Raw genomic sequence first — 14,190 nt, 5'->3', positions numbered from 1 at the left:
TCCATGATTATGTTCATTAAATACCTCTTTTTAAATTTCTATTTAGGTGATTAATCTCTTCCTAAAGCTCTTTTTGCGTCGTTATTTAGGTCAGAATATTCAACTTTTCCAACACTAACTCCGACACCAATAATTTCACCGCCTTTAAAAGTTCCTGGAGTTTTGTATTCTTTACTAACAGCATCCCCGCTGTCAAAACCAACACAAAGTCCATCTCCTGAAAGTGTAAATTTGCCAGATTGAGTTCTCATAGGTCCAGATGCTACTTCTTTTCCGTCGATGTATAACTTCATTGTTCCAATAGATTCACCATTTGGACCTGCTTTTTCACGATTGAATTCCATTCCAAAAACGTGTTTTCCTGGAGTTATAGCAATGTTAGAAGTAAATCGTTGTTCAGGAGCAATTCCTAAGAAATTATAGACATAATTTAATTTTTTATCTTTTAAGAATAAAGTATGGCCTCCAAAACGTGAACCGTGAGCAAAAATTACACCTGAAGCATTGGCATCTTTAACATCAACATCAGCAACTATTTTATAAGAGCGTCCACGAACATTAACAGCAACACCCTCTGGTACGGCCGAAGTTCCAGGATAGTATTTATAAAGATCGCGAGGAGCTTCAGAAGAAGGTCTTTCTGTTCCAAGAATTTCAATTGCAGAGCGGTCGTCAAGTGGCAATACTAAGTTTTTAGCCGCTTCATCATTCCAGTCTTTAATAAGCTCTTTTAATTTGTCTGGATATTTTGCTGCTAAATTTTTAGACTCAGATCGATCCACATCAGTATTGTATAATTCCCAAACGTCTTTATCAAAATTTCCTTTTCCAGACAATGGAGCGTGCAATGCTACAGCTTTCCAGCCATCTTTCCATAAAGCGCGGCTTCCTAACATGGCAAAATATTGAATATGTTTTTGAGTTTTTGTATTTGGAGCAGCATCAAAAGTATAACGCATAGAAACTCCAGATAAAGGATATTGTGGGACACCTCGATATTCTTTAGGCATTTCTAAACCGCATACATCTAATATTGTCGGAACAATATCTGTTGAATGATGAAATTGATCACGAACAACACCTTTCGCTTTTATTCCTTTAGGCCATGACATTACTAGCGGATCACAAGTTCCTCCAGCATATTGGCTGTATCTTTTAAACATTTTAAAAGGAGTCGAGAACGCAGCAGCCCAACCAGTTGGATAATGTTCGTAAGTATCAGGACTTCCTAATTTATCAATATATTTTAAATTTTCTTTTAATTCGTCAGGATAACCGTTAAAGAATTTATTCTCATTAACAGAACCCGATTCAGAACCTTCACCCGAAGCACCGTTGTCAGCAGCATAAATTACAAGTGTATTTTCTAGCTGTCCTGTTTTTTCTAGATAATCAATAATTCTTCCAACCTGCGCATCGGTATATTCTGAAAAACCAGCATAAACTTCAGCCAATCTAGAAAACAATTTCTTTTCTTCTGGTTTCAATTTATTCCAATCCAATACATTGTCCGCAGGATTTGCTACTCCTGGAGGCATAGGATTAAATTTGTCAAAGTTTGTTCCCGGAGGTAAAACTCCTTTTGCAATCATTCTAGGAAGAACCCATTTACGATACGCATCATAACCTTCGTCAAATTTGCCTTTATATTTTGCAATGTATTCTTCAGGAGCTTGATGCGGAGCATGATTAGCACCTGGACAATACCACATGTACCATGGTTTGGAAGGATTTGTTGCCTGTTGGTCTTTGATAAATTCTAATGCATGATCGGCTAAATCTTTAGACAAATGATATCCTTCTTCTGGAGTTGCAGGTGGTTCAATAAAATGATTGTCTTCAACTAAATCAGGATACCATTGATTGGTTTCTCCGCCAAGAAAACCATAAAAGCGATCAAATCCCATTTGAAGCGGCCAAGTAGCTCTAGGCCCACCAGAGGCAATATCTTGTTCGGGTACATTATGATTTTTTCCAACCCAAAAAGTGCTCCAACCATTATCTTGAAGAATCTGGCCAATTGTTGCGGCTTGTTTAGGAATTCTTCCGCTTGCTCCAGGATATCCATCTGCTGTTTCTGTGATTGCAGCCATTCCGTTAAGGTGATGGTTGCGACCTGTTAAAAGTGTAGAGCGGGTTGGAGAACATAAAGCTGTTGTATGCCATTGCGAGTAAGTAATTCCGTTATCGGCTAATTTTTGCATCGTTGGCATATTAATCGCTCCTCCGTATGTTGACCATGCAGCCATACCAGTATCATCATATAAGATAAATAGAATATTTGGAGCTCCTGCAGGTGCTTTTTTAGGTAAGTATGGAGCCCAATCACTTTTGGAATCTCTAATGTCTAAGGCCATTTTTCCTTTAAAAGTTTCTTTGGTTACCTGCTGAGGATCTGCTTGCGCAAATAATTTAGTTGATAAACCGAAAGAAAGACAAAATAGAAGTACGAAGATACTTTTTAGAATTAATTGTTTACTGACTTTCATAATTGAACTTGATTAATTAATAATTTTTGTGAAGGAATTTTTTGAACGTGGTTATGAGGACAATCTGAAAAAAAATAAATTTTTTCGGATTTGAATATTTTGCTGGTGTATAGGTTTTTATTTGGAATGAATATCTCAAAATTAGAGATTCTTAACCCAAAAAGAAGTTTTAAAAGAAGTGAACTTGTTTCATTTTATAATTTGCAACATAAAAAACATGTTTTTAAACAGTACATGACATAAAATTTAAGAATGGTTTTATTTATAAGTAGAATAATCAAACAAAAAGAAAATGATTTGTTTTTGTAAAAAGACACCTTTTTAAACTATAATATTTAAATTTGCAGCCAAAATAACAACAACACAACTCTTATGTATAAATTGATAATTCGCCCGATACTTTTTTGTTTTGATCCTGAAAAAGTGCATTATTTTACTTTTTCTTTTGTAAAATTCATTTCAAAAATCCCAGGAGTTTCGGCAATTATAAGATCGATTTATGAAGTAAAAGATGTTCGATTAGAAAGAGAAGTTTTCGGAATTAAATTTAAAAATCCAGTTGGACTTGCGGCTGGTTTTGACAAAGACGCAAAGCTGTACAAAGAACTTGGTGATTTTGGTTTTGGTTTTATCGAAATAGGAACTGTAACACCAGTTGGACAGGAAGGGAATCCGAAAAAACGTTTATTCCGTTTAAAAGAAGATCAAGCGATTATTAACCGAATGGGATTTAATAATGGCGGTGTTTTGGAAGCGGTAGAACGTTTGAAAAAGAATTCGGGTGTTTTGATTGGAGGAAATATCGGAAAAAATAAAGTAACCGATAATGAAGATGCCGTAAAAGATTATATCATTTGTTTTGATGCTTTGTTTAATCATGTAGATTATTTTGTTGTGAATGTGAGTTCGCCAAATACACCAAATTTGAGAGCTCTGCAAGATAAAGAACCATTAACGGCTTTATTGCAGACTTTGCAGAACAGAAATGTTGAAAAGCAAAAAACAAGCACTCAAAAAGTAAAACCAATCCTTTTAAAAATTGCTCCAGACTTAACAGACGAGCAATTGCTAGATATTATTGATATTGTAAAAACAACTCAGATTGCGGGAGTAATTGCTACAAATACTACAATTTCAAGAGAAGGATTACAATCTGCCAATCAAACAGAAACAGGAGGTTTGTCTGGAAAACCTTTAACAAAACGTTCTACAGAAGTCATTCGTTTTCTTTCTGAAAAAAGCAATAAAGCATTCCCAATTATTGGAGTGGGAGGAATTCATTCTGCAGATGATGCAATTGAAAAACTAAATGCAGGAGCAAGTTTGGTGCAATTGTATACTGGTTTTATTTACGAAGGGCCAGCATTGATAAAAGCAATCAATAAAAAAGTTTTAGGACAATTGTAAAAGAAGTATTTGAACGGTTAATCCTGCGAGTATTGCAATTCCAAAGCTGATCAAAGTTCCGATTAAAACATATTCGGTCAATTTCCTGTCTTTGGCTTCTTTTAAGTCTCCGAATCTAAAAATAGATTTGGCGGCCAATAGAAATCCGATTGCTTCAAAATGTCCGGTTAAAATAAAACCGAAAACAAATAAGCGTTCTAAAATACCAATATAATTTCCAGCAGCTATCAGAGAATTATCCTGATGGCTGTTTTTGCTTTCAGGAGCCCATATTGAGATTATAGTTTTTATAAAAATTGAAGTAGGTTTGGTTAACAGTAAGATTCCAGTAATGAGAATCCAAAAGGTATTATTCTGCCAAAAGTTAATAATGGTTTTGTTTTCATAAAGAAGCACTACACCAATTAGAACAAGAATATGTGCAATTTGATCGACAACAAACCAAGTTCTTTTGGTTTTCTTTTTCTGAAAATTCAGTTTGATTAAATCGATAATTCCGTGTGTAACAGCAATTAAAACTGCGTAAGGAATAAAGCTGATTTCGCCCACCAAAATTGCGGCTAAAACTCCGTGCAGTAAAATATGGATATACAGGTAAATACTTTTGTGTTTTTTAATTTCTTTGTCGGCGACCCAAGAATTGGGCTGCCAGATAAAATCTCCTAACAAATGAGCGAGAAGCAGTTTTATAAATAAAATCATGGGGCTATAAATTGTTTTATTTGTTTTCTAAAGTATCTGTCTAAATTCATGACCAAATCAAACTGAGCGCGTTTTTGTCTTCTGCTGACAGCAGCTTGGTTAATACCTAGTTTTTGTCCTAATTCTTCTTGAGATAAAGTCGGATTCTCGATGGCAACAGTAACAAATTCTGCCGATTGTACCAGCCAGCTGTCCATAAAGGTTAATGCCAATTGCAGCATTAAATTCAATTTCTCATCAAAATCGGTATTTCCAGTTCGAAGGGCTAAGGTGACTTTCTGTTTTTTTAAAGTCTCAAAAAGTTCTCCCGAATGTATAAAAGCAGAGCCATTGCTTTCAGAAATTCGTTCAGCTTGATGTGTTTTATCTCCAAAACCAATACTCATACGGGCATCAGACTTTATAGATCGTAAATGAGCTTTTATTAAAATAGCAATTAGTAATGCATCTTCAGGATTGGTTACTTCAACTTGAAACTCATCTCCACGATAAATCTCCCATTGACTTGGCGTATGACCAAATGGAGCCAAGATTTTTTTTAAATCTTCAACCCAATGTTCAGATTGCTGTCTCGAGCCAATTATGTCACCTGTAATTACACTAGTCATAATCAAATATAATTAAAAAATAATAAACTTTCTATTACAAATATAAGTAATAAAATTAATTATTACGTTTTTTGGTAATATTTTAAAATATTACATTTTTTGGTAATAATGCGAACTATTACGATATTTTGTAATAAATAGGATTGCGCTAAAATTCTCTTTTATTTCATTAAAAAAGAAACTAACTTAGCCTTTACAAAAGAATAAGCTTTGAGTAAAGAAATCAAAATTATCGAATGCCCTCGAGATGCCATGCAAGGCATTAAGGATTTTATTCCGACAAAAAATAAAGTTACTTACATACAAGCTTTGTTGCGAGTTGGCTTTGATACCATTGATTTTGGAAGTTTTGTTTCTCCAAAAGCTATTCCGCAAATGCAAGATACTGCCGAAGTTTTAGAACAGCTTGATTTATCTCAAACGTCCAGTAAACTGCTTTCTATTATTGCCAATACACAAGGCGCTATAACAGCTGCAAATTACGAACAGATTCACTATTTAGGTTTTCCATTTTCTATTTCTGAGAACTTTCAGATGCGTAACACGCACAAAACAATTGCAGAGTCTCTAATTACTCTTGAAGAAATTCTTGAAGTGGCAGATAATAAAAACAAAGAAGTGGTTACCTATCTTTCAATGGGTTTTGGAAATCCATATGGAGATCCTTGGAATGTCGAAATCGTAGCAGAGTGGACAGAAAAATTGGCAGGAATGGGAGTGAAAATTTTATCGCTGTCTGATACGGTGGGAACGTCTACACCAGAAGTAATTACCTATTTGTTCTCGGATTTAATTCCGAAATATCCTGAAATTGAATTTGGTGCCCATCTTCATACCACGCCAGACAGCTGGTTCGAAAAAATTGACGCCGCAGCAAAAGCGGGTTGTATCCGTTTTGATGGCGCTATTCAAGGTTTTGGAGGATGTCCAATGGCTACCGATAAACTGACAGGGAATATGCCGACAGAAAAGCTCGTTTCTTATTTTACTGCAAATAAAAAAATAACCGGACTTAATTCTCTTAGCTTCGAAAGCGCTTATAACGAAGCTTCAAAATTGTTCGGAAAGTTTCATTAAAAAATAGTTATATTTTCTTACCTTCGATACGGTTTGTAAACATTAAGCGTTACATTAGTATTGATATAATTATTCTCATGAGATCAAGCTCGCTAAGTAAAATTTCAAGTATACTTTTTTCAGTTTTTCTATTATTTTCCTGCTCAAGCGACTTAGATTTTGATCAGCTAAACGATTTTAAAATCGAACCTGTTTTTGTAGCAAACCTTGCTTATTTTGATATTCCAGCAAACAAACTTGTAGACGATGGCGGAACTAATATTTATCCAGATGTAAGAGATTTTGATATTTTTAAAAATAAATTTTTTAATGAGCGTCTTAAAAAAGCCGAATTTGATTTTGAAATCGAAAACAATATAAATCGTTCTTTTGTTATAAATATGCTCTTGCTTAGCGAAGGGAATCAGATTTTACAGACTCTATCTTTTACCGTTCCCGCCTATACAGGAACACCAAATGTTATAAAATACCCAACAGAAGTTTTTGAAAACGCGCGATTAGATCTTTTAAAGCAAACTCAAAGAATTGGTTTTGTGGTGGTAATTGCTGCCGGACCTCCATTAAATAGTGAAAGTCTAGGAAATTTAAAATTAAGATCAAGTGCAACGGCTTATTTGGTAATTGAATGAGAAAAACTCTAATTCTTTGCTTGTTTTTTCATCTTTCTTGTTTTGCGCAAAACAGAGAGTTGTTATATAATTTTACTTCAATCCCACAATCTTCACTAGTAAATCCAGGAGCTGATGTTTCATATAAATATTATTTTGGATTTCCGGTTTTATCTGGAATTTCAGCAAATGTGGGTTCCAGCAGTTTTTCGGCTTATGATCTATTTTCAAAAGACGGAGTCGATTTTAATCAGAAAGTGAGAGATGTTGTCAATAAATCTTCTAGTAATGATAAAGTAGTTACGAATCAGCAATTGGAATTGTTTTCTGGCGGATTTAGAATTGGTGGCAGAGAAAGTCGTTCCTACATTACGTTTGGATTGTATCAGGAATTCGATTTTTTTATGTTTGTTCCAAAAGATTTGGCTTTGTTAGCTTTAAACGGAAACAGAGATTATATTGGTAAATCATTCAATCTAGGCGATTTGAATATGAAAGCCGAAGTGCTTTCTGTTTTTCATGTCGGATTTCATAAAAAAGTAAATGATAAATTTGTTTACGGAGGACGTGCCAAAATTTACTCAAGCGGCGCAAATGCTACTTCGACAAAAAATTCTGGTTACATATACACAGGCCAACAGGCAGGAACTCCAAATCTTTACAATCAGGTTATTTCTTCTAATTTAGAATTAAAAACCTCTGGAATTGCGAGTTTTACGAAGGATGAATATGACGGAAATATAGCTCGTGATCTTACCAATAATACTTTTTTTAACGGAAGTCTTGGTTTAGGAGTAGATGCAGGAATTACCTATTATATAAAAGACAATTTGCAGTTTACAGCAAGTATTGTAGATTTAGGTTTTGTAAGACAATCTAAAGATATTGAAACCCTAACATATAAAGGAACCTATCGTTACAATGGCGCTAATCCTGATTTTTTAGGTTCTGATGATCCAGAAAATGTCTTCGACGAATTTGACAAAGCAATACCAAGAGATACCTTATACCATAAATATACAACTTGGCGCCCAACAAAGATTTATTCTTCTATTCAATATTCATTTGGAGAAGCGCGTCCTGATGACGAATGTAATTGTCACGGAAAAGTCGATAAATATTATAAAAATGCAGTAGGAGCGCAGGTCTTTGCAATGTCTGCGCCTCGAGTACCTTTATTTGCTATAACAGCTTTTTACAGAAGAAATATTTTTAAAAAACTAGATCTTAAAGCAACTTATACTCTAGATACTTTTTCCAATAAAAACATTGGCTTAGGACTTGCAGGAACAATTGGTCCCGTAAATATTTATGCTTTAGTCAATAATGTTTTGGAATATAAAGACATTTCCAAAGCCAGCAGCGCAGCCTTTCAACTCGGAATCAATTTTGTTTTTGAAGACAAAGAATAGAAATATTCAATTTTTCAAATTCCAAATTCCAAACTCCCCAAAAAAAAGCGAAGCTTTTTTTTTTCGATCTAACTTGGAATTTGGAATTTAAAAAATTGGAATTTAATTTGTAAGTCGATTCGTGTAAAAATAAATTTATGAATAAGTTAGTATTCAAGTTAGCAATTTATTCACTATATTTGCACGCAATTCAACTAGAAATTGCACCATGATAGCACACAACTCCAAGATTATCGGCGAAGGTTTAACTTACGACGATGTATTATTAGTACCTAACTACTCGAATGTGCTTCCTCGCGAAGTGAGCATTAAATCAAGATTCTCAAAAAACATTACATTAAACGTTCCAATTGTATCAGCTGCGATGGATACAGTTACAGAAAGCGCAATGGCAATCGCTATGGCACAAGAAGGCGGAATTGGTGTTTTACATAAAAATATGACTATCGAACAGCAAGCAGGAAAAGTTCGAAAAGTAAAACGTGCAGAAGCAGGTATGATTATCGATCCGGTAACTTTACCAATGAACTCTACAATTGCTGATGCTAAAAACGCTATGAAAGAATTCGGAATCGGTGGTATTCCAATCGTTGACGAAAACAGAATCCTTAAAGGGATTGTTACCAATCGTGACTTGCGTTTCGAGAAAAACGGAGCAAGACCAATCGCTGAGGTTATGACAAGCCAAAACTTAGTAACGGTTTCTGAAGGAACTTCATTAGAGCAGGCAGAAGTAGTTTTACAAGGTCATAAAATCGAAAAATTACCGGTTGTAAATGATAAAAACGAATTAGTAGGTCTAATTACGTTTAGAGATATTACAAAACTAACTCAAAAGCCAATCGCTAATAAAGATTCTTTTGGTCGTTTAAGAGTTGCTGCTGCAATTGGAGTTACTGGAGATGCAGTTCAAAGAGCTGAAGCTTTAGTTGCTGCTGGTGTAGATGCCATTATTATTGATACAGCTCACGGACATACAGAAGGCGTGGTGAATGTATTGAAAGAAGTAAAATCAAAATTCCCTCAAATAGATGTTGTGGTTGGAAATATTGCAACGCCAGAAGCTGCTAAATATTTAGTAGAAAATGGTGCTGACGGAGTAAAAGTCGGAATCGGACCAGGTTCTATCTGTACTACACGTATTGTTGCAGGTGTTGGTTTTCCTCAATTCTCAGCAGTTTTAGAAGTCGCTGCAGCTATCAAAGGAACTGGAGTTCCAGTTATTGCCGATGGTGGAATTCGTTATACAGGAGATATTCCTAAAGCAATCGCTGCAGGCGCTGACTGTGTAATGTTAGGTTCATTATTAGCAGGAACAAAAGAATCTCCAGGAGAAACTATCATTTTTGAAGGAAGAAAATTCAAATCTTACCGCGGAATGGGATCTGTTGAAGCAATGCAAACAGGATCTAAAGACCGTTATTTCCAAGATGTTGAAGACGACGTTAAGAAATTGGTTCCAGAAGGAATCGTTGGACGTGTTCCTTACAAAGGAGAATTAAACGAAAGTATGCTTCAATTTATTGGAGGTCTTCGTGCAGGTATGGGATACTGCGGTTCAAAAGACATTCCTACTTTACAGGAAACAGGACGTTTCGTGAGAATTACTTCAAGCGGAATCACTGAAAGCCATCCACATAACGTAACTATTACAAAAGAAGCTCCAAATTATTCTAGATAATTATAATGAATATACAGTTCAAGTTAAAAGATGTTCTTGAGGTTGATTTGTATTATGGATTTTATGATATTTATGTTTTAGGTGGTTTTGATGTTCAGGTAAATGATGATTTTTTTGTTGAGATACTTGATTTAAAAACAAATGAATCGATAATGCTTACAGAGAAAAGCTTTAAAACAAGAGATTCTAAAAATGGAAAAAGAGCAGTGAAATTTTTTAGTTTTCAAATAACTGAGAAAGCAAGGTATAAAATTTCAGTTCATAATTATGAAGATATGACTGTGTTTTATTCAATGTTAGGAAGTAATCCATTTAGTATTTTGAATTTATTGAAAAGACTTTATGGAATAAAAAGAAAACAAATACAGTTAGATGAGATCGAAATATTGATCTGTTAGTATATAAAAAAGGCGTAAGATTTAATCTTACGCCTTTTTTAATTTTTAGTATTTGATTTTATTAGAATCTACTATTCAAAATATCTTCAGCAACAATATCAGAATGCAGTAAATCTTCCATTTTCTTTGTCACACGTTGTGCTTCTAGAGCGTAACCAAACATTTTCTTTTCGTAATCAGCAATTGCTTCGTCAATGGTTTCAAATTTTCCGTTGGTTAAATTCTCGGTTAAATGGAAAGCATCAAATAGTCCCATATTTACACCTTCACCTGCGAATGGAGGCATTAAGTGAGCTGCGTCGCCAACAAGCGTAATATTTGAATGTTCTTTCCATGGTTCTTCTAAAGAAAACAATCTCAAAGGCAAACCGGAAAACTCAGTAGAAACGGCAAAGAATTTTTTATAATCGTCTCCCCAGTTCTCAAAAGTTTCGTTTAAAAAAGAAATTACAGATTGATCGTCTTCAAAATTGATTCCGTGGTTCGAAATCCAATCTTCATCTGCTTTAAAAGAAACGCCAAAGTGAACAGAACCATCCCGCATAGTATGTGTGTAGAACATTTTATGTTCGCCCATTGCCATAACATTTCCGTTTCCGTATTTCGGTTTAAATTCAGGATAATCTTGATCTGGATTTACAATTTCGCCTTGAATAATATATGTTCCCGAAAGTTGTGGTTCCTGATCGCTCACAAATTTTCTAGCGTTTGATCTTCCTCCATTTGCCACAATAACAAAATCTGCAGTTGTTTTTGTACCGTTTTTGAACTCCAAAACATATTGGGTTTCATGTTTTTCGAGATTAATTAATTGACTATCCCAAACAACGGTATTTTCTTTAAGATTGTCCAGCATAATTTTTCTAAGATCATTACGGTCAATTTCTGGGCGTGAGAAAGCATTGGTTTCGTTTGGCGTTTCATCAGAAGTGATATTTCCATCTATGTCAGCCATTTTTTCTCCAGTTGGTCTCGCATATTTGTAGAACTCATCCATTAAACCCGCTTTCTGAATCGCATATTGACCAGAATCGGAGTGAATATCGAGAGTTCCTCCTGACGTTCTGGCTTGTGCATTACTATCTCTTTCGTAAACCGTAACATTAGCACCGTTTATTTGTAAAATTCTTGCAGTTGTTAATCCAACTGGTCCACCGCCAATAATGGCTATTTTTTTATTTTCTATAATTGAAGTTTTCATTTTTATTGATATTAATATTGTAAGTGCTCTTCGACTTCGCTCAGAGTGACAAATTATTTGAATTTGGAATTTTTGAAATTAAGTTTTTTAATTGTAATTGATTTTTGAAATTGTGATTGAAATTGTGATTGAAATTGAAAAATCATGGAGTTAGAGCTTTTAGGATTAAATTGAAAGCTTTATTTTTAATCTCGTCATTAAGAACAAAAGATTTTCCAGACATGGATTTTCCGTCTCGATGAAACTCTAAAAGAGAATAAAGTGAGCCGTAAGCAATACTCCAAAATATTTCATACGGGACAGAAATGAGCTCTTTTCTCTCAATGGCCAAAAGCATAAATTCAGTCATCATTTGTTTGTACTTTCCTGTTACTTCTTGTATGATTGCATCGCCGTGAGTAGAATGTCTTAAAAGTTCAAAACAGGTAGCTTGTTGAGCAAAATTTAGGTTAAAATAAATACGATTTTCCCATTGATTTCGTAATCCATCTCTAAAAGACATATCTGTAGAGAAACCATCAAACATTTTTTCAAAGAAATTTTGGCCAATTTCAATTCCAATTTTACGAATCAAATCTTCTTTGTCTGAATAATAGATATAAAGTGTCGCAACAGAAATGCCGCATTCTTTAGCAAGACGATTCATTCCGAAACCTTCTACGCCTTGCGTAACAATCATTTCTATTGCTTTTTGTTTTACAATTACTTCTTTATTGGTATCTCTAGTTCTCATGATTCTAATTGATTATGGTACAAAGATATGAAAAATAATAAATGAACGATCGCTTACTTATGTTTTTTTTTGAGATGCTAAGATTCTAAAGTGCTGAGGTCCTGAGTTTTTTAGGTTCAAAGGAGCAAAGAGGTAAAGGTTCAAAGGGTTGAAAATATGAATTGCCTCCAGCTTTAGCTGGACGTTTATAATAATTGTATGAGCGGCTTTAGCCAAATTTTATGTTTAAACAAAAACAAAAAAAGCTGAAACGATTTTCTATCATTTCAGCTGATTCTGTATTTAGAGTATATTTTATAAAGTTTTTGTGGGTTCGGCTTCTCTTAGGTTTTGATTCTCTAAGATTTCCTTTAAATAAGGATTTACGATGTTTTCGATATCGCCTTCAGAGATGTTTAAAGCTTCGGGATCTGATGTTAATTGCAACCATGGTTTTGGACCATCAAAATTATAACTTCCAAAAACTATAACTGGCGTACCTTTTACTTTTATGTTTTCTTTGTCTTTTAGAATCCATTCATCAGCAAATTTATAAAGGTATTTAGCGTCTTTTTCTAATAGTCGTAAGCAAGAATGTGATGCTGGATATCCTGGAAGCGCATATTCATGAAAGCCGACTCCTAATTTATTTTCGATATTAAAATTCCATTTTAAATCCCACTCGTCATTAAATGTACTTGTGGTTTGTTCTGCTTTCCAATTGGTGAAAAACAATCCAGTAGGAGTGGGGTCTTTTTTTCTGCCCATATTAGTTGGTCCTGTACGAACTAATTCGCCATTTTCATAAGCGGCAAAAGCTTGTGTGGGATATGAAAAAAGGATAATTTTTGAAACTTCTTCTAATGCTGAAACATGCAATGGAAATGGCAAGTAATAAACCAAATCACCGCTAAAATCTGCTGGAATTACAACTGAATCCAGTTTTTTAAAATTGGCTTTATCAGTTCTATTCAATGCGTAAACAATATCCATTTTAGAACTGTCGGCTTCGTTTAGTTTCAGCCAATCTTTGGTTTTCTCGATTTGATACCCAGTCGTTTCAGGTTTTTTGTGTTCAATTACCTTTTTTTTCTCTTTTTTATTTTCAGTCAGTGTGATGGTATCGGTTTTTTTACAAGAACCTAATAAAACCAACATCAAGATTAGTAGTATGTTTGCTGTGTAATATAACTTTTTCATAGGTCGAATTTTTATGAATATAAAGTTATAAATCTGATAGCTGAAAAGGGTTACATAATTTTTTGAATTGGTTTCGGGATTTACATTTTTGCAAAACTAGACTTTTAAATCATCCCTTTTATTTTAGCATGCTGCAAAAGCATAATGGTTTTTGCATCAGTGATTTCTCCAGATTCAATCATGGCGTAAGCTTCATCAAAAGTATATTCCAGAACTTCTATGTTTTCCTGTTCAGCATCAAGCCCTCCACCTTCGCTTACTTTCATGCTTTCATCATATTCGCCTATAAAAAGATATAAAATCTCTGTTACAGCGCCTGGAGACATATAAGTTTCAAATACTTTCTGAACTTTAGAAATTCGATATCCTGTTTCTTCTTCTGTTTCGCGAATAATTGCCGTTTCAGGATTGTCTTTGTCCAAAAGTCCTGCACAAACTTCAATCATCATTCCGTCCTTATTTCCATTAAGGAAGGTAGGCAGACGAAACTGACGTGTTAAAATGACTGTCTTTTTAGTTGAATTGTACAATAAAATTCCAGCGCCATTACCACGATCATAAACTTCACGGGTGTGAATTTCAGATGTGCCATTTTCTTTTTGGTAATCGAAAGTAACACGGTTTAAGATATACCAATTGTCTGATAATAATTTAGTTTCTTTAATTTCAACTTTTGGATTTTTCATAAATGAAAT

General features: G+C 34.2%; 13 protein-coding genes. 6 read left to right on the top strand and 7 right to left on the bottom strand.

What is annotated here, in order from left to right; translation table 11 throughout:
- Nucleotides 1-50: 50 nt before the first annotated feature.
- Nucleotides 51-2,489: an arylsulfatase gene (locus tag AAYQ05_RS07730; RefSeq protein ID WP_343542383.1), complete on the bottom strand. Its 2,439-nt coding sequence runs from the start codon at nucleotides 2,487-2,489 to the stop codon at nucleotides 51-53.
- Between the two features lie 372 nt (nucleotides 2,490-2,861).
- Between AAYQ05_RS07730 and AAYQ05_RS07725 the strand changes: the two genes are divergently transcribed.
- A complete protein-coding gene (locus tag AAYQ05_RS07725; RefSeq protein ID WP_343542382.1) occupies nucleotides 2,862-3,896 on the top strand; it encodes a quinone-dependent dihydroorotate dehydrogenase in 1,035 nt (344 codons plus the stop codon).
- Here AAYQ05_RS07725 and AAYQ05_RS07720 read toward each other — a convergent pair.
- Both AAYQ05_RS07720 and AAYQ05_RS07715 read right to left on the bottom strand, forming a co-directional pair.
- Nucleotides 3,882-4,598, bottom strand: coding sequence for a DUF3307 domain-containing protein (locus tag AAYQ05_RS07720; RefSeq protein ID WP_343542381.1), 717 nt, complete (start codon nucleotides 4,596-4,598; stop codon nucleotides 3,882-3,884). The two genes, AAYQ05_RS07725 and AAYQ05_RS07720, sit on opposite strands and share 15 nt — an antisense overlap.
- The gene (locus tag AAYQ05_RS07715; RefSeq protein ID WP_343542380.1) at nucleotides 4,595-5,206 is read right to left on the bottom strand and encodes a hypothetical protein; all 612 of its coding nucleotides are present in this window, start codon (nucleotides 5,204-5,206) and stop codon (nucleotides 4,595-4,597) included. Before AAYQ05_RS07715 ends, AAYQ05_RS07720 begins: the two co-directional genes overlap by 4 nt.
- A gap of 210 nt (nucleotides 5,207-5,416) precedes the next feature.
- Here AAYQ05_RS07715 and AAYQ05_RS07710 point away from each other — a divergent pair, with 210 nt between their 5' ends.
- The 5 genes from AAYQ05_RS07710 (at nucleotide 5,417) to AAYQ05_RS07690 (ending at nucleotide 10,382) form a co-directional block, all read left to right on the top strand.
- Nucleotides 5,417-6,283, top strand: coding sequence for a hydroxymethylglutaryl-CoA lyase-like TIM-barrel protein (locus tag AAYQ05_RS07710; protein ID WP_343542379.1), 867 nt, complete (start codon nucleotides 5,417-5,419; stop codon nucleotides 6,281-6,283).
- Nucleotides 6,284-6,360: 77 nt separating this feature from the next.
- Nucleotides 6,361-6,912, top strand: coding sequence for a hypothetical protein (locus AAYQ05_RS07705; protein WP_343542378.1), 552 nt, complete (start codon nucleotides 6,361-6,363; stop codon nucleotides 6,910-6,912).
- Nucleotides 6,909-8,303: a DUF5723 family protein gene (locus AAYQ05_RS07700; protein ID WP_343542377.1), complete on the top strand. Its 1,395-nt coding sequence runs from the start codon at nucleotides 6,909-6,911 to the stop codon at nucleotides 8,301-8,303. Before AAYQ05_RS07705 ends, AAYQ05_RS07700 begins: the two co-directional genes overlap by 4 nt.
- Before the next feature lie 208 nt (nucleotides 8,304-8,511).
- Entirely contained in the window at nucleotides 8,512-9,984 is a 1,473-nt protein-coding gene (gene guaB / locus AAYQ05_RS07695; protein ID WP_177210436.1) for an IMP dehydrogenase, read from the top strand.
- A 5-nt stretch (nucleotides 9,985-9,989) separates the two neighbouring features.
- Nucleotides 9,990-10,382 (top strand): hypothetical protein, encoded by a 393-nt coding sequence (locus tag AAYQ05_RS07690; protein ID WP_343542375.1) that lies wholly within the window; start codon nucleotides 9,990-9,992, stop codon nucleotides 10,380-10,382.
- 61 nt (nucleotides 10,383-10,443) lie between these two features.
- On the opposite strand, the gene AAYQ05_RS07685 is transcribed toward AAYQ05_RS07690, so the two are convergent.
- The 4 genes from AAYQ05_RS07685 to nudK all read right to left on the bottom strand — a co-directional run bounded on the left by AAYQ05_RS07685 (nucleotide 10,444) and on the right by nudK (nucleotide 14,181).
- A complete protein-coding gene (locus AAYQ05_RS07685; protein WP_343542374.1) occupies nucleotides 10,444-11,583 on the bottom strand; it encodes an FAD-dependent oxidoreductase in 1,140 nt (379 codons plus the stop codon).
- Nucleotides 11,584-11,725: 142 nt separating this feature from the next.
- A complete protein-coding gene (locus AAYQ05_RS07680; RefSeq protein ID WP_343542373.1) occupies nucleotides 11,726-12,316 on the bottom strand; it encodes a TetR/AcrR family transcriptional regulator in 591 nt (196 codons plus the stop codon).
- Between the two features lie 294 nt (nucleotides 12,317-12,610).
- The gene (locus AAYQ05_RS07675) at nucleotides 12,611-13,495 is read right to left on the bottom strand and encodes a L,D-transpeptidase (protein WP_343542371.1); all 885 of its coding nucleotides are present in this window, start codon (nucleotides 13,493-13,495) and stop codon (nucleotides 12,611-12,613) included.
- A 104-nt stretch (nucleotides 13,496-13,599) separates the two neighbouring features.
- Nucleotides 13,600-14,181: a GDP-mannose pyrophosphatase NudK gene (gene nudK, locus AAYQ05_RS07670; RefSeq protein WP_343542369.1), complete on the bottom strand. Its 582-nt coding sequence runs from the start codon at nucleotides 14,179-14,181 to the stop codon at nucleotides 13,600-13,602.
- Nucleotides 14,182-14,190 lie beyond the last annotated feature (9 nt).

Source organism: Flavobacterium movens, from assembly GCF_039581425.1.
Classification (GTDB): domain Bacteria; phylum Bacteroidota; class Bacteroidia; order Flavobacteriales; family Flavobacteriaceae; genus Flavobacterium; species Flavobacterium luteolum.
The sequence above is the reverse complement of the archived record's forward strand: the minus strand, read 5'-3'. Positions and strand labels throughout refer to the sequence as shown.